This is a genomic window from Paenibacillus thermoaerophilus (assembly GCF_005938195.1).
GTDB lineage: Bacteria > Bacillota > Bacilli > Paenibacillales > Reconciliibacillaceae > Paenibacillus_W > Paenibacillus_W thermoaerophilus.
Window position 1 is genome coordinate 1 of sequence record NZ_VCQZ01000017.1, and the last position, 25,100, is coordinate 25,100.

The 25,100-nt window shown below is 60.2% G+C and carries 26 protein-coding genes, 1 tRNA gene and 3 pseudogenes; 24 read left to right on the plus strand and 6 right to left on the minus strand.

Annotated elements, in window-relative coordinates; all coding sequences use genetic code 11:
* The coding region (locus FE781_RS17505; RefSeq protein ID WP_425464977.1) for an ATP-binding protein at nucleotides 1-1,547 on the plus strand (1,547 nt) is incomplete at its 5' end.
* Nucleotides 1,548-1,627: 80 nt separating this feature from the next.
* Here the strand turns inward: FE781_RS17505 and FE781_RS12320 are convergent.
* Both FE781_RS12320 and FE781_RS12325 read right to left on the minus strand, forming a co-directional pair.
* Nucleotides 1,628-2,518 carry a DMT family transporter gene (locus tag FE781_RS12320; protein ID WP_138789934.1) on the minus strand — a complete coding sequence of 297 codons (891 nt, stop codon included), beginning with the start codon at nucleotides 2,516-2,518 and terminating at the stop codon, nucleotides 1,628-1,630.
* A gap of 42 nt (nucleotides 2,519-2,560) precedes the next feature.
* Nucleotides 2,561-3,313, minus strand: coding sequence for an SDR family oxidoreductase (locus FE781_RS12325; protein WP_138789935.1), 753 nt, complete (start codon nucleotides 3,311-3,313; stop codon nucleotides 2,561-2,563).
* A 223-nt stretch (nucleotides 3,314-3,536) separates the two neighbouring features.
* Here FE781_RS12325 and FE781_RS12330 point away from each other — a divergent pair, with 223 nt between their 5' ends.
* Nucleotides 3,537-3,839 (plus strand): hypothetical protein, encoded by a 303-nt coding sequence (locus tag FE781_RS12330; protein WP_138789936.1) that lies wholly within the window; start codon nucleotides 3,537-3,539, stop codon nucleotides 3,837-3,839.
* Nucleotides 3,840-3,863: 24 nt separating this feature from the next.
* A complete protein-coding gene (locus tag FE781_RS12335) occupies nucleotides 3,864-4,271 on the plus strand; it encodes a hypothetical protein (RefSeq protein WP_138789937.1) in 408 nt (135 codons plus the stop codon).
* Here the strand turns inward: FE781_RS12335 and FE781_RS12340 are convergent.
* Nucleotides 4,206-5,243: a YkvI family membrane protein gene (locus tag FE781_RS12340; RefSeq protein WP_138789938.1), complete on the minus strand. Its 1,038-nt coding sequence runs from the start codon at nucleotides 5,241-5,243 to the stop codon at nucleotides 4,206-4,208. The two genes, FE781_RS12335 and FE781_RS12340, sit on opposite strands and share 66 nt — an antisense overlap.
* A 127-nt stretch (nucleotides 5,244-5,370) precedes the next feature.
* Here FE781_RS12340 and FE781_RS12345 point away from each other — a divergent pair, with 127 nt between their 5' ends.
* The gene (locus FE781_RS12345; RefSeq protein ID WP_246068162.1) at nucleotides 5,371-5,991 is read left to right on the plus strand and encodes a DedA family protein; all 621 of its coding nucleotides are present in this window, start codon (nucleotides 5,371-5,373) and stop codon (nucleotides 5,989-5,991) included.
* Here FE781_RS12345 and FE781_RS12350 read toward each other — a convergent pair.
* Nucleotides 5,980-6,624, minus strand: a complete 645-nt coding sequence (locus FE781_RS12350; protein ID WP_138789939.1) for a hypothetical protein — start codon at nucleotides 6,622-6,624, stop codon at nucleotides 5,980-5,982. The two genes, FE781_RS12345 and FE781_RS12350, sit on opposite strands and share 12 nt — an antisense overlap.
* Nucleotides 6,625-6,888: 264 nt before the next feature.
* Here FE781_RS12350 and FE781_RS12355 point away from each other — a divergent pair, with 264 nt between their 5' ends.
* The 5 genes and pseudogenes from FE781_RS12355 to FE781_RS12375 all read left to right on the plus strand — a co-directional run.
* A complete protein-coding gene (locus FE781_RS12355) occupies nucleotides 6,889-7,467 on the plus strand; it encodes a xanthine phosphoribosyltransferase (RefSeq protein WP_138789940.1) in 579 nt (192 codons plus the stop codon).
* A 44-nt stretch (nucleotides 7,468-7,511) separates the two neighbouring features.
* Nucleotides 7,512-7,838 (plus strand): hypothetical protein, encoded by a 327-nt coding sequence (locus FE781_RS12360; RefSeq protein ID WP_138789941.1) that lies wholly within the window; start codon nucleotides 7,512-7,514, stop codon nucleotides 7,836-7,838.
* 6 nt (nucleotides 7,839-7,844) lie between these two features.
* Entirely contained in the window at nucleotides 7,845-8,063 is a 219-nt protein-coding gene (locus FE781_RS12365; protein WP_138789942.1) for a hypothetical protein, read from the plus strand.
* A gap of 349 nt (nucleotides 8,064-8,412) precedes the next feature.
* Nucleotides 8,413-8,496 (plus strand) — tRNA-Leu (locus tag FE781_RS12370).
* A 94-nt stretch (nucleotides 8,497-8,590) separates the two neighbouring features.
* Nucleotides 8,591-8,761 (plus strand): annotated as a pseudogene (locus FE781_RS12375) (iron chelate uptake ABC transporter family permease subunit); the annotation flags it as partial.
* Nucleotides 8,762-8,915: 154 nt separating this feature from the next.
* Here the strand turns inward: FE781_RS12375 and FE781_RS12380 are convergent.
* Nucleotides 8,916-9,431, minus strand: a complete 516-nt coding sequence (locus FE781_RS12380) for a 2'-5' RNA ligase family protein (protein ID WP_138789944.1) — start codon at nucleotides 9,429-9,431, stop codon at nucleotides 8,916-8,918.
* Between the two features lie 57 nt (nucleotides 9,432-9,488).
* Between FE781_RS12380 and FE781_RS12385 the strand changes: the two genes are divergently transcribed.
* The 14 genes and pseudogenes from FE781_RS12385 to FE781_RS12445 all read left to right on the plus strand — a co-directional run bounded on the left by FE781_RS12385 (nucleotide 9,489) and on the right by FE781_RS12445 (nucleotide 23,093).
* A complete protein-coding gene (locus FE781_RS12385; protein WP_138789945.1) occupies nucleotides 9,489-10,019 on the plus strand; it encodes a phosphatidylglycerophosphatase A family protein in 531 nt (176 codons plus the stop codon).
* Between the two features lie 90 nt (nucleotides 10,020-10,109).
* Nucleotides 10,110-10,307: pseudogene (locus FE781_RS12390) on the plus strand (oligopeptide/dipeptide ABC transporter ATP-binding protein); the annotation flags it as partial.
* Nucleotides 10,308-10,436: 129 nt separating this feature from the next.
* Nucleotides 10,437-10,601 carry a hypothetical protein gene (locus FE781_RS17510; protein WP_170209529.1) on the plus strand — a complete coding sequence of 55 codons (165 nt, stop codon included), beginning with the start codon at nucleotides 10,437-10,439 and terminating at the stop codon, nucleotides 10,599-10,601.
* A 355-nt stretch (nucleotides 10,602-10,956) separates the two neighbouring features.
* Complete coding sequence (dxs, locus tag FE781_RS12395) at nucleotides 10,957-12,849, plus strand: 1-deoxy-D-xylulose-5-phosphate synthase (RefSeq protein ID WP_138789946.1); 1,893 nt, start codon at nucleotides 10,957-10,959, stop codon at nucleotides 12,847-12,849.
* Between the two features lie 41 nt (nucleotides 12,850-12,890).
* Nucleotides 12,891-13,736, plus strand: coding sequence for a TlyA family RNA methyltransferase (locus tag FE781_RS12400; RefSeq protein ID WP_138789947.1), 846 nt, complete (start codon nucleotides 12,891-12,893; stop codon nucleotides 13,734-13,736).
* Between the two features lie 81 nt (nucleotides 13,737-13,817).
* The gene (locus FE781_RS12405; RefSeq protein WP_138789948.1) at nucleotides 13,818-14,267 is read left to right on the plus strand and encodes a hypothetical protein; all 450 of its coding nucleotides are present in this window, start codon (nucleotides 13,818-13,820) and stop codon (nucleotides 14,265-14,267) included.
* A gap of 20 nt (nucleotides 14,268-14,287) precedes the next feature.
* A complete protein-coding gene (gene ahrC, locus FE781_RS12410; RefSeq protein ID WP_138789949.1) occupies nucleotides 14,288-14,737 on the plus strand; it encodes a transcriptional regulator AhrC/ArgR in 450 nt (149 codons plus the stop codon).
* Between the two features lie 22 nt (nucleotides 14,738-14,759).
* Nucleotides 14,760-16,490, plus strand: coding sequence for a DNA repair protein RecN (recN, locus tag FE781_RS12415; protein WP_138789950.1), 1,731 nt, complete (start codon nucleotides 14,760-14,762; stop codon nucleotides 16,488-16,490).
* A gap of 198 nt (nucleotides 16,491-16,688) precedes the next feature.
* Nucleotides 16,689-17,960, plus strand: a complete 1,272-nt coding sequence (gene spoIVB / locus FE781_RS12420; RefSeq protein WP_379253040.1) for a SpoIVB peptidase — start codon at nucleotides 16,689-16,691, stop codon at nucleotides 17,958-17,960.
* Nucleotides 17,961-18,186: 226 nt separating this feature from the next.
* Nucleotides 18,187-19,007 (plus strand): annotated as a pseudogene (spo0A, locus tag FE781_RS12425) (sporulation transcription factor Spo0A).
* A 345-nt stretch (nucleotides 19,008-19,352) separates the two neighbouring features.
* The gene (locus FE781_RS12430) at nucleotides 19,353-20,051 is read left to right on the plus strand and encodes an ABC transporter ATP-binding protein (protein ID WP_138789952.1); all 699 of its coding nucleotides are present in this window, start codon (nucleotides 19,353-19,355) and stop codon (nucleotides 20,049-20,051) included.
* 1 nt (nucleotide 20,052) lies between these two features.
* On the plus strand, nucleotides 20,053-21,396 hold the full coding sequence (locus tag FE781_RS12435) for an ABC transporter permease (protein ID WP_138789953.1): 1,344 nt from the start codon (nucleotides 20,053-20,055) through the stop codon (nucleotides 21,394-21,396).
* Nucleotides 21,397-21,587: 191 nt separating this feature from the next.
* Complete coding sequence (locus FE781_RS12440) at nucleotides 21,588-21,806, plus strand: hypothetical protein (protein WP_138789954.1); 219 nt, start codon at nucleotides 21,588-21,590, stop codon at nucleotides 21,804-21,806.
* Between the two features lie 417 nt (nucleotides 21,807-22,223).
* Nucleotides 22,224-23,093, plus strand: a complete 870-nt coding sequence (locus tag FE781_RS12445) for a DUF695 domain-containing protein (RefSeq protein WP_138789955.1) — start codon at nucleotides 22,224-22,226, stop codon at nucleotides 23,091-23,093.
* A gap of 70 nt (nucleotides 23,094-23,163) precedes the next feature.
* Here FE781_RS12445 and FE781_RS12450 read toward each other — a convergent pair whose 3' ends face one another.
* A complete protein-coding gene (locus tag FE781_RS12450) occupies nucleotides 23,164-23,478 on the minus strand; it encodes a DUF2627 domain-containing protein (protein WP_138789956.1) in 315 nt (104 codons plus the stop codon).
* Between the two features lie 126 nt (nucleotides 23,479-23,604).
* Here FE781_RS12450 and lpdA point away from each other — a divergent pair, with 126 nt between their 5' ends.
* A complete protein-coding gene (gene lpdA / locus FE781_RS12455; protein WP_138789957.1) occupies nucleotides 23,605-25,029 on the plus strand; it encodes a dihydrolipoyl dehydrogenase in 1,425 nt (474 codons plus the stop codon).
* Nucleotides 25,030-25,100 lie beyond the last annotated feature (71 nt).

The following is a 25,100-nucleotide window of genomic DNA, read 5'->3' on the forward strand; positions in this document are numbered from 1 at the left end:
GGGGCCGCCGCGCCCCCGCTCCGGCGGCCGAGCCCCGCGCCGGAAGCGCCGCGGCTGTGCGGCTCGAGCGCCGGCTGGCGCCGCTGGCGGCTGCCGTCGGCGAAGCCGCCGCCGGAGCGGCCGCGCCTGCCGAAGCGAGCGCCGATGTGCTGGCGGCGCGCTTCGAGGCCGCGTACGCGCGTCGGGCGCAGCTGCTGCAGGCGCGGGAAGCGGCGGCGCTGCGCCACGCCCGGGCGGCCGCCTCGCGAGATGCTGCGCAGCGCGCGTTGGCCGCGGCGGCGTCGCGGCGCGAGGCGGCGGCCGGCGCGCTGGAGGCGGCCTGGGCGGAGTGGCGGCGGGCCGGCGCGGAGGAGCTCGGCCTGGGCGAAACGGTCTCGCCGGAGGCGGCGCTCGACCTGGTGAGGCTCGCCGAGACGGCGAAGCCGCTGTTCGGGCGGCGAGACGCCGCGCGTGGCGAGCGGGAGCGGCTGGCCGCCGCCATCGCGGACTTCGAGCGGCGCGTGGCCGAGGCCGTCCCCGCCGGCGGGGACGCGCTTCCGGGCGAGGACGCGGTCGGGAAGCTGCGCCGATGGAAAGCGATGAACGAGGCGGCGGCGGAACGGAGCAGGAACCGCGAGCGGGCGGACATCGCCTGCCGCGAGCGCCAGGCGGCGTTCGACGAGTGCGCCGCGCGGGCCGAGGAGCTTCGGAGGAGTCTGGACGGGCTGCTCCGGGCTTGCGGAGCCGGGAGCCCCGAGGAGCTGCGCAGGCTGCTGCGCTTGAGGCAGGAGCGTCTGGAGGAGCGGAGAGCGATCGGCGATCTCGAAGCTTTGCTGGCCTCCCTGATCGGAACCGACGGCGAGGCGGCCCGCCTGGCCGCGCTTCCGCCGGAAGAGCTTGGGGCCGCCTTGCAAGCCGCGCGCGACGCCGTCGGGGAGATCGAGGAGGAGCTGAAGCGGCTTCGGGAGCGCAAGGGCGAACGCCGGCAAGCCGCCGAGGAGCTGAGGCGGGCCGCCGAACAGACGGATCGCCTGCAGCGGCTGGAGGAGCTTCGGGGACAGCTCTTGCGGCAAGCCGAAGCCTGGTGCGTCCATGCGCTGGCGGCGGCGCTGCTGAGAGAGGCGCGCGCCGCATACGAGCGCGACCGGCAGCCGGACGTGCTGCGCCGCGCATCGCGCTTCTTCGCCGGACTGACGGGGGAGCGCTACCGGGGCGTCGCCGAATCGGACGGCGCGCTTATGGCCGTGCGCGCGGACGGCGAACGGGTGGAGCCGGCCCGGCTCAGCCGGGGGACATCGGAGCAGTTGTACCTGGCGCTCCGGTTCGGACTCGCCGAGCATTTGGCCGAGGTGCGGGGGCTGCCGCTGCCGTTGGTTCTGGACGACCTGTTCGTGAACTTCGATGCGGAACGGACGGAGCTCGCGCTCAGGCAGGTCGGCTCGCTGGCGGAGCGCATGCAGGTGCTGCTGTTCACCTGCCATCCGCATATCCGCGATTGGGCCAAGCGCATCATGGGCAACCGGCTCGCGACCGTCTCGATCGGCGAATCGGGGCGGCCTGCCGGATGAGCCCGGCAAGACGAAGGGGCTGTTCCCGCGAAGCAGAACGATCTGCCCGGGAACAGCCCCTTGTTCGAGCGGAGATTCGGTCAACCGGCCAACTGCAGCACGAAGACTCCGGCGAGAGAACAGACGATGCCGACCGTCTCCAGCCGGTGAAAGGGCTCCTTCAGCACGACCCTCGCATAGAGCACGACGATCAGCGCGTTCATGGCGATAATGGCGGAGACGAGGCCGGTTACGCCAAGCTTGAACGCGGGCATCACCAGGATCATCCCCGTGCAGTTGGTCAAGCCGACGACGAGGCCCCACAGCAGCGTGCGGGACGTCGTCCACCTGCGGCCCGCTGCCGCTTCGTCCCGCGCGCTCTCATCCGGTCGGGCGTCCCGGGACGATTTGCGGTCCGCGAGCCAGGTCAAGCCGAACAGCAGCGCGCCCGTCGCGAACATGACGGTCAGCGTCGGCAGCGAATCGGCTCCCGTCCGGGTAGCCTGCTTCGACAGCAGGTCCGTGCAGGCGAAGCAGAACATCGCGGCCGCTCCCCAGCCGGCTCCCTGCAAGTTGCTCAGCGACAGATCGTTCGAGGCCCGGATGAGCAGAGCCCCCGCGATCAGTACGGCGAAGGCGGCCGTCTGAACCGGAGTCAGCTTTTCGCCCCAGAACAGAAACGCGCCCAGGACGACGAGCACCGGCGGCATGCCCACCAGGATCGCGACGATGGACGCTTTGCCTGTGGCGTATCCTTTGTACATGGAGGCGTTGCCCAAATAAGACATCGCCCCCATCGCCGCGCCGACCCAGACCCCCGCGGACCAGGTTTGTCCGAAGGCGAAACCGGCGCACAGCGTGATGAGAAGGCCGGACACGTAGACGCCGAACAGCATCGCGTTGCGGCTCATCGGCTGCTTGGCGCTCCACTGGTACAAAATTCCCCTGAGCCCGAAAGCGACAGCCGCCAGTCCGGCTAATAACAACCACATGTTGCTCTCCCTCCAGATTTCTCTCTCTGTAATGGTCGATCCTTATTCGTAAATCATTTTGATCGTCATGCCGCCGTCGATCACCCAGTTTTGGCCAGTGACGAAGCCGGCCGACCGGCACATGAACAAGCAGGCTTCCGCGATGTCGTCGGGACGCCCGACCCGGCCGACGGGATGCTGAAGCCGGTCCCGCTCGGAATGGACGGGCGTCTCGGCGCGCTCCGAATACTGCCAGTCTCGCGTCTCGATCCAACCGGGACTGATGCAGTTGACGCGGATGCCGTAGCGTCCGAGGCTGACGGCCATCGCATGCGTCAAGGAGACGATGCCTCCCTTGGAAGCCGCGTAGCTCTCGCTGTCCGGTTCGGACATCAAGGCCCGGGTGGACGCGATGTTGACGATCGATCCCGACCCCTTCGCGGCCATCAGGCGGGCGGCGGCCTGCGAGCACAACATCGTTCCCCTCAGATTAACCGCCAGCACCCGGTCGAAATCCTCCGGCTTCAGCTCCAGAAACGGCACGGTGTGGCCGATGCCGGCATTGTTCACGAGAGCGTCGGGCGGCCCGAGCTCGGCTTCCGTCAGCCTCATCCATTTTGCGACGTCGTCGGGCGACGACACGTCGGCGTTGACGTACATCGCGTCGCCGCCCTCCGCGCGTATCCATTGAATGGTCTCGAGCCCGGCCTGACGGTCCGGGTCGGCGATCGACACGCCGTATCCGGCGCGGGCAAAGGCAAGGGCGATAGCCCGGCCGATGCCTTGCGCGCCGCCGCTTACACAAGCGACAGCCATAACTTGCTCCCCCTTTTTTGACAGGTGAACGGCGATTGCCGATTTTCGTCCGCATTCGCGGCGAACCGTCGTGTTCGCCGACGGTGGGAACGCTTCCTCTTGCAACAAGGTCTTTTCGACATCCGCACTTGGATGCTAAGATATAGGAGATTAAAACATAATTGTAGCGTGTTCGGACGAAACGCGCCACTCTTATTCGAAGAACGGAAGGTCGGGGAGCGAAATGGATCATCGGGACCGCGAAGACAGGCGGGAAGGACGAGACGCCAGGCCGATTACATACCGGATCGGACATCGGACCGGAACGATCCGCACCGACAACATCAGGCCGGCCGAAAGCACCGGGGAGAAGAAACCGGCGGGCGGACTCAAGTCCGACGGCTGGACGAGCGGTCCGGGCTGGACGCGCTGGCTGTGGAAGCCGATCCCGGGGCCGGAATTCGTTCCCGCCGCGGTATGGGGAATGTTGCTGTCCGTATGGACGCTGGGATTGTTCGTATGGCTGGCGGTCCAACTCTCCGCTTGAATCCAGAGGGAAGAGGGAAATTGTATGTATGAATGGTTGACGGCGGCCGCCGCCGTTCTCGGCTCGATCGCTTTGATCGCGACGGGGATGGCCTTGCGGGACATGATCGCGCGCCGGTCTTCGCCCAGATCGTCCATGGACGTTCTCGGCCGATGGACGGTCGCCGATTATGCGGCGGTCTTCTTGTTTCTGATCGGTTTCGTTTTCCTGTTGGCGGTCAGCTTGTTATCCATCCGCGATCGCGCGGAGCTGCCGTATTATCATCTCGGTTACGTGCTGACGGGATTCGTCGTGATATCGTTTGCCGGACTGTTCGCTTTTGTCCGCCTGTTCGTGCTGCTGCGGCTGATCGCCGGCGCGAAGGCGCTATCCGTTCGAGCGGCGTCTTCCGAGCATCAAGAGCAGCCAGACGAGGCTGATCGCGCCGAATAGCGGATAGAGGACGGACAGCAGCGCGCTGAAGCCGATGTGGCTGAAGACGTAACAGGCGAGGAGCAGCCCCGGGACGGACAAGGAGGGGCGCCAGCCGAACCGGCCGCGCAATTGCAGGGACAACCCGTACACGTCGGCGATCAGCGTCGTGAATATCTCGCCGAAGATGACGAGGGAGAAGGCGGCGGCAAACCAGTGGCCGAACTGTTCGGCCAATTGTCCCATCGGCACCTCGAACTGCGAGATTCCCGGCATTCGGGCGGACAGCGAGAAATGGATGCCGACAAGCAGCGCGCCGATGCCTACGCCGCCCAGCAGCCCTCCGAACAGGATCGTCTTTCGGCTGCGGGCCTGGGCCCCCAGCGGGACCAACACGGCCTGGGAGGTCGACAGATTAAACGCGCTGTACAAAAAAGGGGACAGCCATATTTGCCAGCTCGGGTAATCCGAATCGAGCGTCAGCCAGTTATCGGCACGGGGACTGTCGGCGGACATGACGACCGTCGACACGATCAGCACGGCCATCACCGGCACGACAAACGTATTGACGGCCATGATCGCGGGCAGTCCGCGGATCAGGACCAGACAGGCCAGCACAAGCGTGACGATGAGACCCGTCTCGTAATGCAGGCCGAACCGCTCGCGAAACACAGAACCGGCGCCTGCCAGCATGACGGTGGAGATGCCGAACAGGATCACGAGCGTAAACGAGCTGATCCATTTCCCTTGCCGTTCGCCGAACAGATGCCGGGCCAAATCTTCGTAAGAATCCGTATTCCGTTCGTGGGCAAGCAGCATTAATTGCAGCCCGACGGCAATAAATAGTAAAGTGGAGATGCCGATCGTAATCGTCGCCATCCAGCCGTAACGGGTGAAAAATTGCAGAACCTCCTGCCCGGAGGCGAAACCGGCCCCGATTACGGTTCCTACATAGGTGAAAGCGATTTGCAGGATTTGGGCCAAAGCGCGCATAGCTTACCTCCAAAAGTTTGAGTCATGGACGGGTCCGCGTCACCGGACCCTCCATCACTATATGCTGAGGAAGGGACAGGCATGCCAGCCGCTGCATGAAAGCCGCTTCAAAAGGAGGAAAACTTCCTTGTTGGATTGGATACTGGGAGTCATATCGGTATACCGCTACTGGGCGTTGTTCGGCCTGCTGGGCTTCGGCATGGTCGGCTTGCCTGTTCCCGACGAAACGCTGATGACGTTCGCCGGCTACTTGACTTCTCTGCCCAAGGGAGCGCCGGCTTATCTGAATTACAGCGCGACGCTGGCGGTCTGCTTCGCCGGAAGCTTGTCCGGCATGACCGTCAGCTACTGGATCGGGCGTAAGCTGGGGAGGCCTTTTTTGGACAAATACGGGAGATGGGTGAGGCTGTCCGAGAAGAGGCTGCGTCAGGCGGAAGCGTGGTTTCAGCGTTACGGATCGTGGACGGTCAGCTTCGGCTACTGGGTTCCGGGCGTTCGGCAGTTCACCTGCTACATTGCAGGGATCAGCCGAATTCCGTTCGGCCGCTATCTGGCTTACGCGGGAGGGGGAGCGCTCGTCTGGTGCGTAACCTTCGTCACGCTGGGGCATATCATCGGAGAGAACTGGCGGGCGATTATGGAGACGATTCATGCGTACGCGGGTTGGTTCGCCGCCGCCGTGACGGTTCTCGTCGCGGTGGCGGCGGCGATCTGGCTCCGGTTTTTCCGGAGGAAGCTATGGGGTTGATTCGGCGAACAGCTTGACGGACAGGACGCGGCCGGATTTGACGTCCAGATCGAACTTCAGCACGACGCCGCCCTTGCTGTACGTCAAGACGTACGGCGATTGGCTCTGCGGCTTGCCGAGCTCGCTCTGGACTTCATCGGCGGTCGAATGCACGCCGATTTTCCCCAATCCGGTATCCGCCTTATCGAACACATCCACGAACGCCACCCGGTTATCCGGCGTGATGCCGACGCGGAACGACGGGTAAGCGTACACGTCAAGCTTCCGGTCGCCGTCTTGCAGCGGATAACGTTTGTCGGGCTTGCCGTGCAGCACCGTTACCATCCCGGCCTCCGTGCCGGGATGCGATGGCGTGGCGGGGCGCAGGCCCATCAGCCGGTAGCCTGAGGTTTCGCTCCCAGCATCGTCCGTATCAGGTTCTCCGGAGGCTCCCGGGACGGCCGTGCTTCCATGATGGCCGGAGGGGGACAGATCGGAGGCGATGCCGGGCGCGTCCTTGCCGGGCGCGGGAGTGACGTCCGCCGATCCGGGCGTCGGCGAAGGGCTTCCGCCGCCCCACGGCCAACCGTCGCAGCCGCCGACGAGAACGGCAGCCAGCAGCGCGGCCGCTCCCGCGCGCACGTATGGCTTCATCGGCGAACGCCTCCTTTCGGTCTCAAGTAGTCGTTACTCATCATATCGAAGGCGAGTCGGCCACACAAAACCCGTGTTATTCCGAATTCGCCGGAATATCCCAAATTATTCGCAAGAATCCGTTTACATGGGGAGGATGCCTTGCGGCAATCGGTCTTTCTGGTTCGTCCCTATGTATTATTAACGGAATAAACGCCCCGCAAGTTGCATCTTTTTGGGCCGTTGTGATAATTTAACTGTCAAAGGAAACGTGGAGGAAAAGGTATGGACGCCGTTAAGGAACTACAGGAACGCATGTTGAAAGAAGCGGTTGTCATCAATCAACAGGTCGTGCTGCTGGACGCCGTATTGAATCACCAGGTCGATCCGGCGCTGATCCAGGAGATGGGCCGCGAATTTGCAGCCAGGTTCCGGGATGCCGGCGTCAACAAAGTGCTGACGATCGAATCGTCGGGGATTCCGGCCGCATACGCGACCGCGTATGAGCTGGGCGTACCCATGGTATTCGCCAGACGCAAACAGACGCTTGCCACCGATCCCGACGTCTGGCAGGAGCGGGTTCCGTCGTTCACCAAAGGCATCGTGACGGATATTCTCATCTCCAAACGATTCCTCGGCAAACACGATCGCGTGCTCGTCATCGACGACATTATCGCCAACGGGGACGCGGTTCGGGGGTTGCTCAACATCATCGAACGGGCGGGAGCGGAGCTCGCCGGCTTGGGCGTCGTCGTGGAAAAATGCTTCCAGGAAGGCGCACGGTCGATCCGCGAGCGCGGCGTTCGCGTGGAATCGCTGGTGAAAATTCGTTCCCTGGAAAATGGCATTGAATTCGAGGATTGAGTGCTGATATAATCACAAATAAACAAACGGGGAGGGCGCCATCGATGGGGAACACACCAATTCAAGCCGAATTTATGCTGGAGAAACTGTCCGCCGCCAAAACGCACTTCGAACGGGCCCTGGATTGCAAGCATACGGAATTCGACGACTTGTACCCTTATATGATCGAGCATCCTCAGTTTTTTTGGTATAAACGGTACGTGGCATGGTCCGAACTGCTGACGATCGTGCGGCTCTGCGACGAGCTGTCCGTCGAATGGGAACCGCACTTCACCCCGAAGCAGTCCGAGTACATCCGCAACCGCGTCATGTCCGCGAAAGTGCTGGATTATTGGTTCGAGACCAACGACACGAAGGAACATGTGGGCTGATCCGCGATGGTATCCGAAGAAGAATTGGAAAAATACCGCATCGAAGGATTGAAGGTACGGGTCGTCCGGGATGCCGACCCCGCCAACGATGTGCGCGGGATCGTGGTCGCCTGGGACGATCGCCATGTGCTGATCCGCAAACCGAACCGCAATGTCGTGAAGCTCAGCAGGGAGTATATGTACCAACCGGCCTCGGATAAGCGACCGGAGTTCCCGCTGGAATAAATCCGCAAAACCACAAACGCTGCGAAGGCTCCATAAGGGGTCCCGCAGCGTTTTTTGCCTTATGCTCCCGATCGGCGGCAGTCCGTCATTCCTCGTCCCATTTGCGGGAATAACCTTTGTTCAGCGCCCAGACAAACAGGCCGACAATTCCGATAAACAGGATCACGCAAACGATTATCGCGCCGGTCATCCGTCAACCCCCTTCGCACCGGTTCTCCGAAGTTCCATCATACCAGATCGGGCTTCGAAAAAAAACTTAAAAAAAGGTTTGACATCGATATCCGATTCGTGCTATAGTACTCCTTGTCGCCGCGAAAGAAAAGCAGCAAAAAGCGGTAAAAAGAAATATGCGGTCGTGGCGGAATTGGCAGACGCGCTAGATTCAGGTTCTAGTGGTGTAACAGCCGTGGAGGTTCGAGTCCTCTCGACCGCATCAACCAGACCAACAAGCCCTCCGGAATCATCTGGAGGGTTTTGCATTTTAATGCCCGCGTTAATCCATCATCCCGACAAGGAGGACGGAAGATTTCGGCCGCTTGATTCCGCTTGCCGCTCTCTGCGGCAGCCTGATGCTGGCGATTGCCGATACGTTTGCCCGAACGGCGTTTCTGCCGCTCGATATTCCGGCGGGCGTCTTTACGGCGGGCGTCGGCGCGCCGTTTTTCATCTATCTGCTGGATCGAACCCGCCGTGCGTGAAGGCGTCTCGCGCCGCGTTCACGAACAAAGGCTTCGGCTTACCGGCCGAAGCCTTGTTTTCATTGAGCGGCTGTCGAAGGGGCGGGGCATTGCGGTCTTTTCTGACCGAAAAAACAGGAATCCGCTCGTTCGTGTCGAATTGTACCCAGGACCGTCAACCATTGCCGAAGAGAAACGTCTGGTATGTCGTCCAGGCTCCGTTCTCCGTTTGATACAGGAGATGCACCCGGTCGACGCGGAATTTCAGCGACACGGGTTTCATCCGGAGGCTCGACAGCACGTCGTGAAGTTCCTCGTCCGTCAAGTCCTGGCCGATCGTGAGATGGGGCGTGTACGCGTAGTCCGTGCGCGGTCCGGCAAGCGGGCCCGAGCAGATGCGGCGGTGAAGCTCGACGAACGGCTCCGGATCTTTAAGCGCGAGATAGATCACGTTGCTGACCGGATAAAAACTGGAGAAGCGGTTCAGCTCGGCCTGGAACGGGCGGAGCTCCGCGCAGACGGCGGTCAGCGCGCGGGCCGCTTCCTCGATCCGGGCCTCGTCGCCCGACTCCGGAGGCCGCACCGTCAAATGCGGCTGAATCAGCGCATACCGGCTGTCGAACCGTTTCCGGTAGCTGTTGGCGAAATCTTGCACGTCTTTGTTCGGGAATACCGCAATGCCGAATTTCATGGAGAGCCCCCCTATTCGAGGTGTATTGTCATTATTATATCCCGGGAGTGAGATGCGATGAAACAAAGAACGCACAGCAGGGAAGTCAAAACGGCGGTATACGAAAAACTGTCGGAGCGCGGCGTCGAGCTGCTTGATATCGCCAAGATCGTCTACGAGATGCAGATTCCTTACAATCCCGCGCTGACGATCGAGGACTGCCTCGACAGCGTCAAGATGGTGCTGGAAAAACGCGAAATGCAGCATGCGATTCTCGTCGGGATCGAGCTGGACACGTTGGCGGAGAAAAAAATGCTGTCCGAGCCGCTGCAATCGATCGTGGAGACCGACGAAGGGCTGTTCGGCTGCGACGAGACGCTGGCTCTCGGTTCGGTGCTCGGATACGGGAGCATCGCGGTGACGACGTTCGGCCATCTCGACAAGCACAAGGTCGGCTTGATCAAAAGGCTGGATACGAAGCTCGGCCAAGGCGTTCATACGTTTCTGGACGACTTGGTGGCCGCGGTGGCGGCGTCGGCGTCCAGCCGGATCGCGCACCGGCTGCGGGATCGGGAGGAACGCGAAGCGGAGAACGAGTCGGCGAGCTGACATCTGGAAGCAAGAGGGCGGGACTGCGATAGCAGCCCGCTCTTATTTGGCTGCGCCGGTGACAAGCGGCGGAAATGAAGGATGATCACCGGCGCGGTTCCGGTGCCGATCCCGAGACTTAAGCGGGAGAGAATTGTGCTGAAAGGCGACATCCCGAATCCGGCCAATCCGCCGTCCGGCTGCAAGTTCCATACGAGATGTCCGTTTGCGGTGGAACTGTGCAGGGAGGAGACGCCCGAATTCCGTGACGCCGGCGGCCATCACTTTGTCGCCTGCCATCTGGTTTAAGCCGTGCGCAGAGGAGCATTCGCCCTTTAACGGGGCGGCTGCTCCTTTTCGGTTTCCGGAGGAAGAAATGTTTAGTATTCGGGGAAAGCTATAGGTGCGAACATCGCAATCGGTCAGGAGGAGACTCGTATGGGTTGGGTGTATTGGGCCAGGTTGTACGACTCCAAGTTTCAGGCGGGTTGTCTGGCCAAGCGAATCGAAGAAGACTGGTGGGTGTACGGTTACGATTTCCCCCGGCACGTGGAAGTGTTCCAATCGAAAAAAGGCCGCTACGGCGTCCGCTACCAGATGTGACCTCGCCCCGGAGCCGGCCGGGCTATCCCGCCGCCGAACCCCGATTCCGCGCGGGCAGAGGCACGGATTCCCAATCCGTTGAGCGAAGGAGCGGGCGTATGGTATAATCGACGTACTTATGGTCTCCGTATCGGCCTTAATCGGCTGCGGCGGCATATACGGCCGGCTTGCGGCTATAACGCCCGTCACCGGCTGTCCGCATATATGCGATGCTGTTCCTTCAAATCGGCTATGCCGGAGGAGCGGCAGATTATTCCGGGTTCGGCTATCGTACATTTCATTATGCATACAGGTTACCGCAACCGGGATTCCGGCCAACCTAGCCTTGCAGTTCATGGAAAGCGGGGAAATAACGATGCTTTTGGATCAAATCGACAGCCCGCGCGACTTGAAAGCTCTCGCTGTCGAGCAGTTGCCTGAGCTGGCCGCGGAAATCCGGCAATTTCTGATCGAAAAACTGTCCGTGACGGGGGGCCATCTGGCTCCCAATCTGGGCGTCGTCGAGCTGACGATCGCTCTCCATTACTTGTTCGACAGCCCGACGGATAAGTTCATTTTCGACGTCGGGCATCAATCTTATGTCCACAAGATTTTGACGGGACGCAAAAACCAGTTCGATACGCTGCGCAAGTACAAAGGATTAAGCGGCTTCATCAAGCGCAAGGAAAGCGAGCACGACGTCTGGGAAGCGGGGCACAGCAGCACCTCGCTGTCGGCGGCGATGGGAATGGCGGTCGCCCGCGATCTGAAGGGGGAACGCAACCGGATCATCGCGATGATTGGCGACGGGGCGCTCACCGGAGGGATGGCGTTCGAAGCGCTGAACCATATCGGACACGAGCGCAAAAACATGATCGTCGTGCTGAACGACAACGAGATGTCCATCGCGCCGAACGTCGGAGCGCTGCACAACTATTTGACGAAAATTCGTTCCGACAAGCACTACCTGAAAGCCAAGGAAGAAGTCGAGCATCTGCTCAAAAAAATTCCCGCGATCGGCGGCACGTTGGCGAAAACGGCGGAGAAGCTCAAGGACAGCCTGAAGTATCTCGTCGTCTCCGGCGTTCTGTTCGAAGAGCTCGGATTCAATTACATCGGTCCTGTGGACGGACACAACCTGCCGCTGCTGCTGGATACGTTCCGGCGCGCGGACAAGCTGAAAGGTCCCGTGCTGGTGCACGTCGTGACGCTTAAGGGCAAAGGCTACAAGCCCGCCGAGAAGGACTCGCATACGTGGCACGGTCTCGGACCGTACAAGATCGAATCGGGCGAGGTGCTCAAAGGGTCCGGACCGCCCATGTATACGGAAGTGTTCGCCCAATCGCTGATCGAGCTTGCCCGGAACGACGACCGCATCGTGGCGGTTACGCCGGCGATGCCGAAGGGGTCGGGACTTGAAGGATTCGCCCGTCTGTTCCCCGGACGCATGCTTGACGTAGGCATCGCCGAGCAGCACGCGGCGACGCTGTGCGCAAGCATGGCGCTGGAAGGCATGAAGCCGGTTTTCGCCGTTTATTCGACCTTCTTGCAGCGCGCTTACGATCAGGTGCTGCACGACATCTGCCGGCATAACGCCAATGTGGCGTTCGCCATCGACCGGGCCGGCTTCGTGGGCGCGGACGGCGAGACGCATCAGGGCATATACGACATCGCGTTCCTGCGCAGCATGCCGAACATGGTGCTCATGATGCCGAAGGACGAGAACGAGCTGCGGCATATGATGAAGACGGCGCTGGAATACGACAAGGGACCGATCGCCGTCCGTTATCCGCGGCTGAACGGCGTCGGGGTGCCGATGGACGAACCGATGAGAACGATCCCGATCGGCAAGTGGGAGGTTGTCCGCGAAGGGCAGCAATTGGCGGTTCTCGCGGTCGGTCCTATGGTTCAGCTCGCCCTGGAAGCGGCGGAATCGCTTGCCAAGGAGGGCATCTCGGTCGAGGTCGTCAACGCGCGCTTCCTGAAGCCGCTGGACGATCAGATGCTGATGAGTCTGGCCACACGCGGCCTGCCGATCCTTACGATCGAAGAAGCGTGCCTGCCGGGCGGATTCGGAAGCGCCGTCCTGGAGTTTTACGCGGAGCGGGGCTGGCATGAGCTTCGTCTGCGGATGCTCGGAATCGAGGACCGGTTTATCGAACACGGCTCTGTGAAGGAGCAGCGCGCCGAAGTCGGATTGACGGCGGAAGCCGTCATGGAGACGGCGCGCGCCATGCTGAAGCCGCAGTTGACGCGGCAGCGGGCTTGACCGGCTCCGGCCGGTCGGCCTGCGCAACGGAGAGGAGAGCTATGGCGAGCGACAAGGAACGGCTCGACGTTCAATTGGTGGAACGCGGCCTATTTGACACCCGGGAACGCGCGAAGGCCGCCGTCATGGCCGGGTTGGTGTACGTGAACGGAGAGCGGTCGGACAAGGCCGGCACCAAGCTTCCCCGGTCGGTGTCCATAACGGTGAAAGGATCGCTGCATCCCTATGTGAGCCGAGGCGGCTTGAAGCTGGAGAAGGCGATCAATTATTTCGGCTATGATTTGAAAAATCGCGTCATGATCGACATCGGCGCATCCACCGGCGGCTTTACCGACTGCGCCCTGCAGCACGGGGCCGCCCATGTCTATGCGGTGGACGTCGGTTACAACCAGTTGGATTGGTCGCTCCGCAACGACCCGAGGGTCACGGTGATGGAGCGAACGAACTTCCGGTTCATGAAGCCCGAGGATGTGCCGGGGCCCTTGCCCGACCGCGCTTCGATCGACGTTTCGTTTATCTCCCTGCAGCTTATTTTGCCCCCGCTGCGGCCGCTTCTGGCGCCGGGAGGCGAAGTGGTCGCCCTCGTCAAACCTCAATTCGAAGCGGGACGGGAGAAGGTCGGCAAATCGGGCGTCGTGCGCGATCCGAACACGCACCGCGAAGTGCTGGAGCGGGTCTTGGCCTTTGCGGCCAAGACGGGTTTCTTCCTGAAGGGATTAACCTTCTCGCCGATTACGGGCGGGGAGGGCAACGTCGAATTTCTGGCGTATTGGTCGACGGAGCCGGACGGCGCCCTTGAGGGCCCGTACGATTCACTTATACAGCTTACGTTAGACGAGGCGGGAAAAGCATTCCGGTCGGACTCATCACAGGCAGAGCGTACGTAAACCGCTCGTCCTTCGGGATGAGTCCTTTTCGCAGTTGCGGATCAAGCGGACAGTATCCGTCAGGAAAGGATGTCGGAATCCTTGCGAAGCGGAGATGCATTTGTCGTAGTGCTGCTTGCGATCGTATTGATAGCCTGGGGATATTACGGACTGAGACGCAAGCTGATGGATTGGCCCGAGCATCCGGCTCCGGTCGAAGAGGACATATTCGTGCCGAACGGCGACGCGGTCGAACTGCTGAAAGCGAAAGGATACGAGCTGTTGTCCGGGAAGCAAAAAATCCCCGTAACGGTCGAGGCGGGAGGCTTGGTGATGTCCAGCCAGCTCTTCATCGACGCGATCGCAGCCAAAGACGATGAAACTTTTGTCGTCCGGATCGCCCGCCCCCGCAGGCCGCTGGAATGGACAGGCAGCGCGATCCGCGAGCATCTGCTGGTCTACAGCTTGATCTACGACGATATTGACGGCGTGCTTTATGTCGATCCCGCGGAAGGCCGCGTGACGCCGATCCGCTTCGAGTTGGAGCGATGACCTTGAAGGAGGAAAAACGTTTGAAAGGCAAACGCCACATGAAAATTCGGGAATTGGTCGCCCGGGGCGAGATCGAGACGCAGGAAGAGCTCGTCGAAGCTTTGGCCGAAGCGGGAATCGCCGCTACCCAAGCCACCGTCTCGCGCGACATCAAGGAGCTGCAGCTTGTCAAGGTTCCGCTTCCCGACGGCCGATACAAATACGCGCTGCCCGCCGATCCGAAGTTCAACCCGCACCAGAAGCTCAAGCGGGCGCTTATGGACAATTTCGTCCATATCGACCATACGGACAATTTGGTCGTATTAAAGTGTCTGCCCGGAACTGCAAACGCTATCGGCATGCTGCTGGACAACTCGCAATGGCCCGAGATTATGGGCACGATCTGCGGGGACGATACGATCCTGATTATTTGCCGCACCAAAAAACAGAGCAGTCAAACCGTGCAGAACATCCTGGAATTGATTCAATGACGCAGGGAGGAGCAAAGCTTCCATGCTTACGGAGTTGTACATACGCAACCTGGCGGTTATCGAAGAGGTCCGAATCTCTTTCCATAACGGCTTTCACGTGCTGACGGGGGAGACGGGAGCCGGCAAATCGATCGTGATCGACGCGCTCGGACTCGTAGCGGGCAATCGCGCCTCGGCCGATCTTGTCCGCTACGGAAGCGACAAAGCGGAGATCGAAGCGGCGTTCGATCTGACGCCCGGCCATCCGGCGCGAGACGTATGCGCCAAGCTCGGGATTGGCGGAGAGGAAGGCGAGCTGCTGATCATCCGCCGGGAAGTGTCGTCCACGGGCAAGAGCACTTGCCGGATCAACGGGCAATTGGTGAACCAATCGATGCTGAGGCAGGTCGGCGAATGCCTGATCAACATCCACGGTCAGCACGAGCCGCAGTCGCTCATGCAGCCGGAGACGCATCTGCACTGGCTGGACGAGTTCGCCGGGGAGCCCGTCGCCAAAGCGCTGGCGGAGACGGAAGCGTTGTTCGAGAACTACCAGAAGCTGCTGAAGGAGCGGCGGGAGCTGGAACAATCGAGTAAGCAAAGCCTTCAGATGCTCGACCTGTACCGCTTTCAGGCGGAGGAGATCGATTCGGCTTCCCTCAAGGTCGGCGAGGACGAAGCGCTAATGGAGGAAAAGCGCAAGCTGGGCAACGCGGAGAAGCTGTCCCAGAGCGTCAACGAGGCGTACGAAGCTCTGTACGCTTCCAATAAAGGGTTAACCGCGATCAACAAAGCGGCCACCCGTCTCGCGGAAGCCGCGAATTACGATCCGGCACCGCTCAAGCCGATTCTGGAGCAGGTTCAATCCGCTTATTACCAGCTAGAAGACGCGGCCTTCCAATTGCGGGATTACCGGGACCGGATCGAATTTAATCCGGATCGGCTGGCGCAGATCGAAGAACGGTTGGATTTGATCTATACGCTGCGGCGCAAATACGGAGATACCGTCCAGGACATTCTCGCGCACGGCGCCCGCATCAAACGCGAACTCGAAATGATCGAGAACAAAGATGAAGTGCTCGCCAAGCTGAACCGGGAAACCGAGGCCGCGGCGCGCAAGCTGGCGGAAGCGGCGGAACGGTTAAGCGAATTGCGCCGGGAAGCGGCGGACAAGCTGGCCAGAGCGATCGAGAAGGAACTGCAGGACCTTCATATGGAGCGCACACGGTTCGAAGTTCATCTCAGCCGGCAGAAGCATCCGGACGGCATTCTGGCGAAGGACGGCATTGAGTACGTCTGCACGAAACGCGGCTTCGATCAGGCGGAGTTCCTGATCTCCGCCAACCCGGGCGAACCGCTGAAGCCGCTCAGCCGGATCGCGTCCGGCGGCGAGATGTCGCGGATCATGCTGGCGATGAAATCGATCTTCGCCCGGCTGGACCGCATCCCCGTGCTCGTCTTCGACGAGGTCGACACGGGCATCAGCGGGCGCGCCGCGCAGGCGGTCGCCGAGAAAATGTCCACGCTGGCCCAAGACTGCCAGGTGTTCGCCATCACGCATTTGCCGCAGGTCGCCTGCATGGCGGACACGCAATACGAAATCCGCAAAAATCTTCAGGACGGCCGCACCTACACCGAAGTGGAAGAACTGGATTGGGATGGGCGCGTCCGGGAGCTGGCGCGTATGCTTGGCGGCGTAGAAGTGACGGAGACGACGTCCGAGCACGCTCAGGAGATGCTGGCGATGGCTATTCGCCGCAAATCGGCGAAATAAGCGAAATCCCGTCCTCAAGTCCCTTACACGCCATGCTTTTTCAGTAATAAAAGCATGAGGGGGGGGTTAACTTAATGTTACGCAAAACGCCATCGCGTCGAATGACCGATCGGCGCGGTGACATTAAGGGAGCGTGAATGATCCGTGAACTCCACCCGCAAAAAATGGTTAGGTCTCATGATCGTTTCATTTATTCTCATGGCGTGCGCAACCCCCTCCTTCCAGTCGTACGCGAGTCTGCCCGACGAACTGCGGCTGTTTACGGGACAGAATCGGGATTTGTCGCTGGCGATGCCCGTCCACGCGAGGGTAACGGTCGATCATCCGGAGATCGTGCAGGTCAACGGGGAGTCGAGGCATTCGTTCGATTTGAACCTGAAGAATCCCATCACCCTGAAATCCGCTTCGATCGGGCAAGCCGATATGCAATTGAAGCTGTTCGGCAAAATCCCGCTGAAGACGGTTCGCGTCAACGTTGTGCCCGATCTGAAGGTGATTCCCGGCGGCCAAACGATCGGCGTCAAGATGAAATCGGCTGGAATTCTGGTCGTCGGCCACCATCTCGTGACAACGGCCGATCATCAAAAAGTGTCCCCAGGCGAACAGGCTAAAATTCAGTTGGGGGATCTGATCGTCAAAATTAACGGGGACGACATCCGCGACGTGGCGAAAGTGGCGCCTTACGTGAATGAAGCGGGGAAAGAGGGCAAACCGCTGAAACTGACGATCACGCGCAACGGCAGCACCCGGGAAGTCGAATTAAAGCCGATGTTCGACGTAAACGACCAATCGTACAGGATCGGTCTGTATATACGCGATTCGGCAGCGGGCGTAGGCACATTAACGTTTTATGCCCCCGATCAAGGCGTATACGGCGCGCTCGGCCACGTTATCACGGATATGGATACCCAGACGCCGATCGTCGTCGGCGGCGGCGAGATTGTGCACAGCAACGTCACGTCGATCGCCAAGAGTCAGAACGGCGAGCCCGGTGAGAAGCGAGCGCATCTGCTGAACGAAGGCAAAGTGCTGGGCAACATCGAGAAAAATACGCCGTTCGGCATTTTCGGCAAGATGACGGATATGCCGGAGCACGGTTTGAACAGGGAGGCTATTCCCGTCGCATTTGCGGAGGAAGTGAAGGAAGGGCCGGCGGAGATAATGACGGTCATCGACGGCCAGAAGGTCGAGAAGTTCGCGATTGAAATCGTACATGTTACCCGCCAGGACGTTCCGGCCACCAAAGGCATGGTGATTCGAATCACCGATTCCCGGTTGATCGAGAAGACGGGCGGAATCGTGCAAGGCATGAGCGGCAGCCCGATCTTGCAGAACGGCAAGCTGGTCGGCGCCGTCACCCACGTGCTGGTGAACGATCCGACTTCCGGATACGGCTGTTATATCGAGTGGATGCTGCGGGACGCGGGGATCGTGCTTGAGCCGACCGCCATCCAGCCCCAAGCGAGCTGACGGCAGCGGCGAACCGGTCTGATGGGCCGGCGTCGCTTTTTTGTCGAACCCGGGTCGAACGTCATCGGGGGCTGTCGAAATTGGATGAAACATTGGTGAAAAAATATATTCTACACCATCGGATAAAAAAAATCTAGAAAAAATCTTTTCGACAGAAGGAATGCCGGGGTGAATGTCGAATATTTCTCCTTAGACACTTATCTGGAAATCGTTAGGAGGAACCGTCGTGCAAAAGATCGAAGTGCTGCTCGCGGACGACAACCGAGAATTCACCCACCTTCTTTCGGAGTTTATCAACGAACAAGGAGATATGACCGTCGCCGGGGTGTGCTACAACGGCAATGAGGTGCTGCGTTTCATTGAGGAATGCGGCCGCGTGCCGGATGTTCTCATATTGGATATTATCATGCCTCACCTGGACGGGCTCGGCGTGCTGGAGGAGCTGCGCCGCCTGAATCTGCAGCCAATGCCGAAGATCATCATGCTGACGGCGTTCGGCCAGGAAAACATTACGCAGAAAGCCGTGCAGCTCGGAGCCGCATACTATATCCTGAAGCCGTTCGATATGGATATTCTGACGCAGCGTATCCGCCAGCTCGTCAATAACCAGGTGGGAGGCGGGGCTCGGCCGGATCGCTCTCCTCCAGTGTGTCGCTGACGCCGCGGACGAACGTCATCCCGATCACCAAAGGCAAAAACCTCGACGCCAACATCACCAGCATCATTCACGAAATCGGCGTGCCCGCGCATATCAAGGGATACCAGTACCTGCGCGAAGCGATCACAATGGTGTACAACAACATCGACATCCTGGGCGCGATCACGAAGACGCTCTACCCGGCGATTGCCGAGAAATACAAAACGACGCCTTCCCGCGTCGAACGCGCTATCCGCCATGCGATCGAAGTCGCCTGGACGCGCGGCAACATCGACTCCATCAGTCACCTGTTCGGCTACACGATCAACATCAGCAAGTCGAAGCCCACGAACAGCGAGTTTATCGCGATGGTGGCGGACAAGCTGCGGATTGAGCACAAGGTGTCTTGAAAGCAAGACTGACGCGGCTTTGAGCGTGTCAATGGCAAATGCAGGGATGGCTATAAATATCGGAAATGCACCGTTTTGAGCCGATAAATATCGAAGTGATAAGCCAACTGATACCACTTGTTTATTGGTCTTCCCAGAAGCCGATAAAGGAGTGGTATTTTTTATTTAAAAGGGGATTGGAAATGAAATCAAACAAGGGTTTAAACGGAATCGGCCAGATGACTTTGCATCTGACCGTCGTTAATAATGGCCGGACCCGTCGATAAATATTTTTTGCGGCGGAGTGTTACAAAATTCGAACGAGACGGGACTTATTAATAGACACCAAGCAAGGGAGCGAACGACATGATAGAGTTGAGGCAACTACAGCATCAATTCGTCATCGGCAAAAAAGGCAAAGAAAAAGTATTGCCGGTGCTGCACGATATCAACCTTCGGATCGGACAGGGAGAGATCGTCGCGATCGTCGGCCGGAGCGGGTCGGGCAAGTCCACCTTGCTTAATCTGATGTCGGGATATATCCGGCCGACCGGAGGGGACATCATCGTGAACGGGCGCAACGTCACCCGGCTGAGCGAAGGGGAGTGGGCCGACTTCCGGCTGCAGAACTTCGGGTTTATGTTTCAAAGCTTCCAGCTCATCCCGAGTATGACCGCTTACGAGAACGCCGAGCTGCCGCTGGTGCTGAAGGGGGTCGGGGCGGACAAACGGCGGCGGCGTGTGATGGACATGCTGGAGCGCGTAGGCTTGGCGGAGTATGCCGGGCACTATCCCGGCGAGCTGTCCGGAGGCCAGCAGCAGCGGGTGTCAGTCGCCCGGGCGCTGATGCTGAATCCGCCGATCATTCTCGCCGACGAGCCGACGGGCAGCCTGGACAGCGAGAACGAGAGCGTGCTGCTGGAGATGATCCGGGACTTGAACCGCGAGCAGGGCCTCACGTTTGTCATCATTACCCACGACGAGCAGGTCGCCTCGATCGCTCACCGGACGCTGACGCTGAAGGACGGCCGCATCACGGATCAACGCATTCAAGGAGGGGTCTGAGATGACGTTCAGGGATCAACTGCGCTTCGTGCGGCAAAATGTCAAGAAAAACAAGACGCGTCTGTTTATGACCGTGCTGGCGACGGCGATGGGCTGCGCCTTCCTGATCGTGCTCGCTTCGGTCGGATTCGGCCTGCAAAAAAGCATCGTCGACGATATGGTCGGGGATCGTCTGGTCACCGAGATCGAAGTGTGGGGCGTCATGCCCGAAGGGGAGGAGAAGGTGAACAACGACCTGCGGGACGAGCATATCTCCTACCTGAAGTCCGTCGAACACGTGAAGGCGGTGACGACCCGCAACCGCGTGAGGCAGTCGCTGGAGCCGACGGTTGACGGAACGGTCCTGACCACGTTCGGGGCGATTGCCGTGGACTTTGACGAAGAGTCCAAGGCCGGCATGGAGCTGGATGCCGGAAGGTTTCCGCAGGCGACAAACGAGATCGTCGTCGGATACCATATCCGGAAGACCGACCAGCAGGATCAGCCGCAATACGATGAGGTGCCGCCGGCCAAGGAATGGCTGGGCAAAACGGTCCGGCTGACGGTGAAGCAGAGATCGGCAGACGGCGGCGAAACAAGCACGCCGATCGAGGCTGCGATCGTCGGGGTTACGAAGAAACCGTCGAAGGAATGGGAAGAGGATCGCCTTCTCTATATCGGCAGCGGGATGCTGGACGAGGTGGAGCGGATCACGCAGACGAGGCTGGGGGAGATCCGGGAAGCCGGCGGCAATAGCGGCGCTCCCCGGGATCTGGCGGCGGATCTGTCGCAGCCGCGCACATACGAGTCGGTGAAGGTTGTGGCTGACCGGTTGGATCATGTGAAGAGCATCGCCTCGGAAATCCGGTCGAAAGGCTACCTGAATCATTCGATCGTCGATATGCTGGAACAGACGAATCTGTTCTTCCTGATCATGAAGATCGGGCTTGTCTTTGTCGGCACGATTGCCGTCCTGATCGCTTCGATCGGAATTTTTAACACGATGACGATGGCCGTCACCGAGAGAGCGCAGGATATCGGCATCATGAAAGCGATCGGGGCGCATCCGTCCGTCATCCGGCGAATTTTCCTGCTGGAGAGCGCGGTGATCGGCTTGTCGGGCGCCGTGATCGGCACGATCGTGTCGTACGGCTTGTCGCATGCCGTGAACTGGGGACTGCCGGTGCTGGTGAAGATGGTCATGGATGAGAAGGTGCCCGACAACTTCGTATTCTCGCTGATTCCGCCTTATCTGGTGATGATCGCCTGCGCGATCTCGCTGGGCGTCGCGGTGTTGTCCGGGATGCGGCCGGCCGCCCGGGCGACCCGGGTGGACGTGCTGCGGGCGCTGCGAAGAGACGTGTAAACGGGGAAGCGTTGCGTATAAAAGAGTCATGTCTTCGGCGAAAGCCGGGGCGTGGCTCTTTTTTTTGGCGGGAAAAATATTAAGAAAATTTTAGTAATCTGCACACATTTCTAATGTTCGCTTCGAACGTGTCTAAAATATGCTCTGTACATTACTAGAGATAGAGATTGGTGTCGAAGGGTGGAAGAATCATGCGGAAATGTATCACATTCAAGAAAAAGGTCATTTGGGTCAATGAACGGAAGAGCGCTCCCAACTCGACCGAATTGTTGATGCGGAAGCTCGAAGAGCTTGAATACAACCTTGATTTTCGCCGCAAGCTGAAAAAAATTCTCTACATCGATATCGTGAACAACGTCGCGGTATTCATCTACGCCGACGGTTCGAAGTTATATCTGGACGTCTCCTGATCCCGGCCGATCCGCCTGAAACGTTACGCGGCTCCGGGGCGTTTTTTTGCGGGCATCCGGTTTTGGCCGCGTCGCGTTGCCGATCATCGGGAACAAATTTCCATAACCACCGAATACGGCTGATCGTCTTTCGCGCGAACGAAGGCGAGAAGCCGTTTTCTTTTCTGCCGCAAAATCCCGGAGAACAGCCGCAGCGGCGGAAGGGCCCGGCATTTCGGTCATGCTTTCGATTCTCGCGAAATAGCTATTAAGGAAGGAGCCGAACGGCCCAGCTTTTCCGGTCGGCGGCCCGGCGGGAGCGCACAAAGCAAGGCTCTGCCGGGAACGGGAAGGGCGGCTCTCTATTTTACAAACGCGTGTCTTCTGTGATAACGTGATAGCGAAGCGCAACGCGCAAACGTAGAAGAGACGGGAGTGATGAGGGTGCCACATGCGCATGAATGGAATTTTTTCGAGCGTCGGGCAGACAAGGAGCGTATGTGGATCCTGCTGGACACAGCGTTTCGCCGGAGCGTGCCCGACGGCAGCCGGCCGTGGCTGCTGTCGGTTGTCGTGAATACGTACGGGATTGCCGACCGGAGACGGTCGAAGCGCCAGGTGCTGGCTTGCTTGCAGCAATTGGAGCAAAAAGCGGAGCGCCGGTTCGCGGACGAGCTGGATGCGGTATACGCGGCGCGGATCAACACGGAATCGCGGCTGGAGTTTTATTTCTACGCCCGTTACCGGGAACGGTTCGAACGCGTGATGGAAGAAATCCGCCAGATCGCGTCGGGCATGCGCGTGCAGGCTTTATGCAAGGAGGACGAGAAATGGAGCTTTTATTCCTATCTGTGTCCGAACGAAGTGGAAAGCCTGCTGATGCGCAATACGCTGTTTCTGGAGTCGCTGCAGGCCAGAGGGGATGACGGGCGAGACCGGGAGATCCGGCACTGGATGTCGTTCCCGGATGAGGAAGCGCGCTCCGCGGCGGCGGCGCAGGCTCAAGCGTCCGGATTCGCGGCCGAGCCGTGCGAAGGAAGCGGCGAGGACCCGGATGGCCGCTGCCGGTTGCTGCTGCGGAAGACGCACAGCATCAGCCTGGACGCCGTCAACGCGGCGGTGCGGGAGCTGTATTCGATTTCATCGGCCCACGGAGGCCGTTACGAAGGCTGGGGAGCGGAGCTGCACCAGCGGAAGCTGGTCAAGCTGATGCAGAAAGGCCGATTGCTGCTCGTTCCGCTGTCTCTGGCGGTCGGCGGACTCACTGCGGTCTTGCTGGCGGGCTTATACTGGCTGATCTTTGCGTAGGGGGCTGACAGCCGCCGCTTGAACCGGATGTTCCGGCGCTGGCGGCGGCTGTCTCCATGACGGACGATATTCACGATTCGTCCGAAGTCGGCGCCTGCCGGCGGGGACGGGGACGTTTCTTGGGCTTGAAGCGGGGGGCGACGTAGTTGCGCTTGCGATCCCTGAAGAAGATCCATCCGGCGATAAACGCGATGCCGAGCGCGAACAGGATCAGTCCTCCGAAGAAGCGAAGCGCCAGTTGCCCTATCCCGATGCGAATATCGCCGCCCATCAAGGCGAAGGTCATAAAAAAAGCGTCCTTCATCAGCAGAAAGCCGTATGTCGCCGCCACGCCGGGAATCACCAGCAGCAGCATCGCAATAAACCGGGCGGTTTTTTCGTTCATGGGCAAACCTACTTTCCTTCGTCCCCTATATTCTCGGGAACGTTCAAGGTACAATAGAACAACAGGCAATAAACAGGCGGTCTAACCGTACTAATAGTAACAGGTCATGACGGAGGGAAGCAACCCATGTCGCATACATACGACGTAGCCATCATCGGCGGCGGAACGGGCGGTTATACGGCCGCCATCCGCGCCGCCCAGCTTGGAATGAAAGTCGCTCTCGTGGAGAGGGACAAGCTGGGCGGAACTTGTCTGCATCGGGGCTGTATCCCGAGCAAATCGCTGCTTCGCAGCGCGGAGGTTTACGCCACACTGAAGGAAGCGGACCGCTACGGGGTGATCGCGGGGGAGGTCGGGCTCGATTTCACCCGCGTGTCCGCGCGCAAAGCCGCCGTGGTGGAGCAGATGCACCGCGGCGTGCAGTATTTAATGAAGAAGCACAAAATCGACGTCTACCGGGGGTACGGGCGCATCACCGGACCTTCGATCTTCTCGCCGAAAGGCGGGGGGCTGGCGGTCGAGCGCGAGAACGGCGAAATCGACGAGCTGCTGCCGGACAAGCTGATCGTGGCGACCGGCTCGCGGCCGCGGATGCTTCCCGGCTGGGAGGCGGACGGCCGCTTCGTGCTGACCAGCGACGAGGCGCTGGAGCTGGAGCGTCTGCCGGAATCGATGCTGATCGTCGGCGGCGGTGTGATCGGCGTGGAGTGGGCGTCCATGCTCCGGGACTTCGGCGTGTCCGTCACGCTGGTCGAAGCCGGCCCGAGGCTGCTTCCGACCGAAGACGCCGACATCGCGAGGGAGCTGGAGAAGCAGCTTCAGGGGCGCGGTGTGCGGATCGAGACGAACGCGCGGGTGCTGACGGAGTCGCTGGAGCGCACGGGCGAAGGCGTGCTGCTGCAGATCGAGCGCGGCGGCGAACGGATCGGCCTCGCCGGGGATCAGCTTCTGGTCTGCGTCGGGCGGCAGGCGAACGTCGAGGATATCGGTCTCGGGCATACGAAGGCCAAGCTGGAGAACGGCTTCATCAAGGTGAACCCTTCGACGATGCAGACGTACGACCCGGACGTATACGCGATCGGGGACGTTAACGGCGGATTGCAGCTCGCGCATGTGGCGGCGCACGAGGGGATCGTCGCGGTCGAGCACATCGCCGGTCTGACGCCCCACGCGACGCCGTCGCATCGGGTTCCCCGCTGCGTCTATTCGCGTCCGGAGATCGCTTCGGTCGGCTGGACCGAGGAGGAAGCCCGCCGGCACGTATCCGCCGTCAGGACGGCGAAAGTTCCGTTCGCCGCCATCGGCAAGGCGGTCGTCTACGGAGAAAGCGGCGGATTCGCCAAGGTGATCGCGGACGCCGAGACGAACGACCTGCTCGGCGTGCATATCGTCGGTCCCCACGCGACCGACCTGATCGCCGAAGCGGCGCTCGCCCAACTGCTGGACGCCACGCCGTGGGAGGTCGCGCAGACCATCCACCCTCATCCGACGCTGTCGGAGATTATGTCCGAAGCGATGCTGGCGGTCGAAGGACGGCCGCTTAATCTGTAGCCGCCCGGCGTCCGCCGCTAAAAATTCGCCCGTCTTTCGTTTGAGTTCGGACGGCGGGCGAGTTATAATAA

Coding starts and splice junctions, on each gene's coding strand:
- FE781_RS12320 (WP_138789934.1), bottom strand. CDS start 2,518: ATGTGGTTGTTATTAGCCGGACTGGCGGCTGTCGCTTTCGGGCTCAGG.
- FE781_RS12325 (WP_138789935.1), bottom strand. CDS start 3,313: ATGGCTGTCGCTTGTGTAAGCGGCGGCGCGCAAGGCATCGGCCGGGCT.
- FE781_RS12330 (WP_138789936.1), top strand. CDS start 3,537: ATGGATCATCGGGACCGCGAAGACAGGCGGGAAGGACGAGACGCCAGG.
- FE781_RS12335 (WP_138789937.1), top strand. CDS start 3,864: ATGTATGAATGGTTGACGGCGGCCGCCGCCGTTCTCGGCTCGATCGCT.
- FE781_RS12340 (WP_138789938.1), bottom strand. CDS start 5,243: ATGCGCGCTTTGGCCCAAATCCTGCAAATCGCTTTCACCTATGTAGGA.
- FE781_RS12350 (WP_138789939.1), bottom strand. CDS start 6,624: ATGAAGCCATACGTGCGCGCGGGAGCGGCCGCGCTGCTGGCTGCCGTT.
- FE781_RS12355 (WP_138789940.1), top strand. CDS start 6,889: ATGGACGCCGTTAAGGAACTACAGGAACGCATGTTGAAAGAAGCGGTT.
- FE781_RS12360 (WP_138789941.1), top strand. CDS start 7,512: ATGGGGAACACACCAATTCAAGCCGAATTTATGCTGGAGAAACTGTCC.
- FE781_RS12365 (WP_138789942.1), top strand. CDS start 7,845: ATGGTATCCGAAGAAGAATTGGAAAAATACCGCATCGAAGGATTGAAG.
- FE781_RS12380 (WP_138789944.1), bottom strand. CDS start 9,431: ATGAAATTCGGCATTGCGGTATTCCCGAACAAAGACGTGCAAGATTTC.
- FE781_RS12385 (WP_138789945.1), top strand. CDS start 9,489: ATGAAACAAAGAACGCACAGCAGGGAAGTCAAAACGGCGGTATACGAA.
- FE781_RS17510 (WP_170209529.1), top strand. CDS start 10,437: ATGGGTTGGGTGTATTGGGCCAGGTTGTACGACTCCAAGTTTCAGGCG.
- dxs (WP_138789946.1), top strand. CDS start 10,957: ATGCTTTTGGATCAAATCGACAGCCCGCGCGACTTGAAAGCTCTCGCT.
- FE781_RS12400 (WP_138789947.1), top strand. CDS start 12,891: ATGGCGAGCGACAAGGAACGGCTCGACGTTCAATTGGTGGAACGCGGC.
- recN (WP_138789950.1), top strand. CDS start 14,760: ATGCTTACGGAGTTGTACATACGCAACCTGGCGGTTATCGAAGAGGTC.
- spoIVB (WP_379253040.1), top strand. CDS start 16,689: ATGGCGTGCGCAACCCCCTCCTTCCAGTCGTACGCGAGTCTGCCCGAC.
- FE781_RS12430 (WP_138789952.1), top strand. CDS start 19,353: ATGATAGAGTTGAGGCAACTACAGCATCAATTCGTCATCGGCAAAAAA.
- FE781_RS12435 (WP_138789953.1), top strand. CDS start 20,053: ATGACGTTCAGGGATCAACTGCGCTTCGTGCGGCAAAATGTCAAGAAA.
- FE781_RS12440 (WP_138789954.1), top strand. CDS start 21,588: ATGCGGAAATGTATCACATTCAAGAAAAAGGTCATTTGGGTCAATGAA.
- FE781_RS12445 (WP_138789955.1), top strand. CDS start 22,224: ATGAGGGTGCCACATGCGCATGAATGGAATTTTTTCGAGCGTCGGGCA.
- FE781_RS12450 (WP_138789956.1), bottom strand. CDS start 23,478: ATGAACGAAAAAACCGCCCGGTTTATTGCGATGCTGCTGCTGGTGATT.
- lpdA (WP_138789957.1), top strand. CDS start 23,605: ATGTCGCATACATACGACGTAGCCATCATCGGCGGCGGAACGGGCGGT.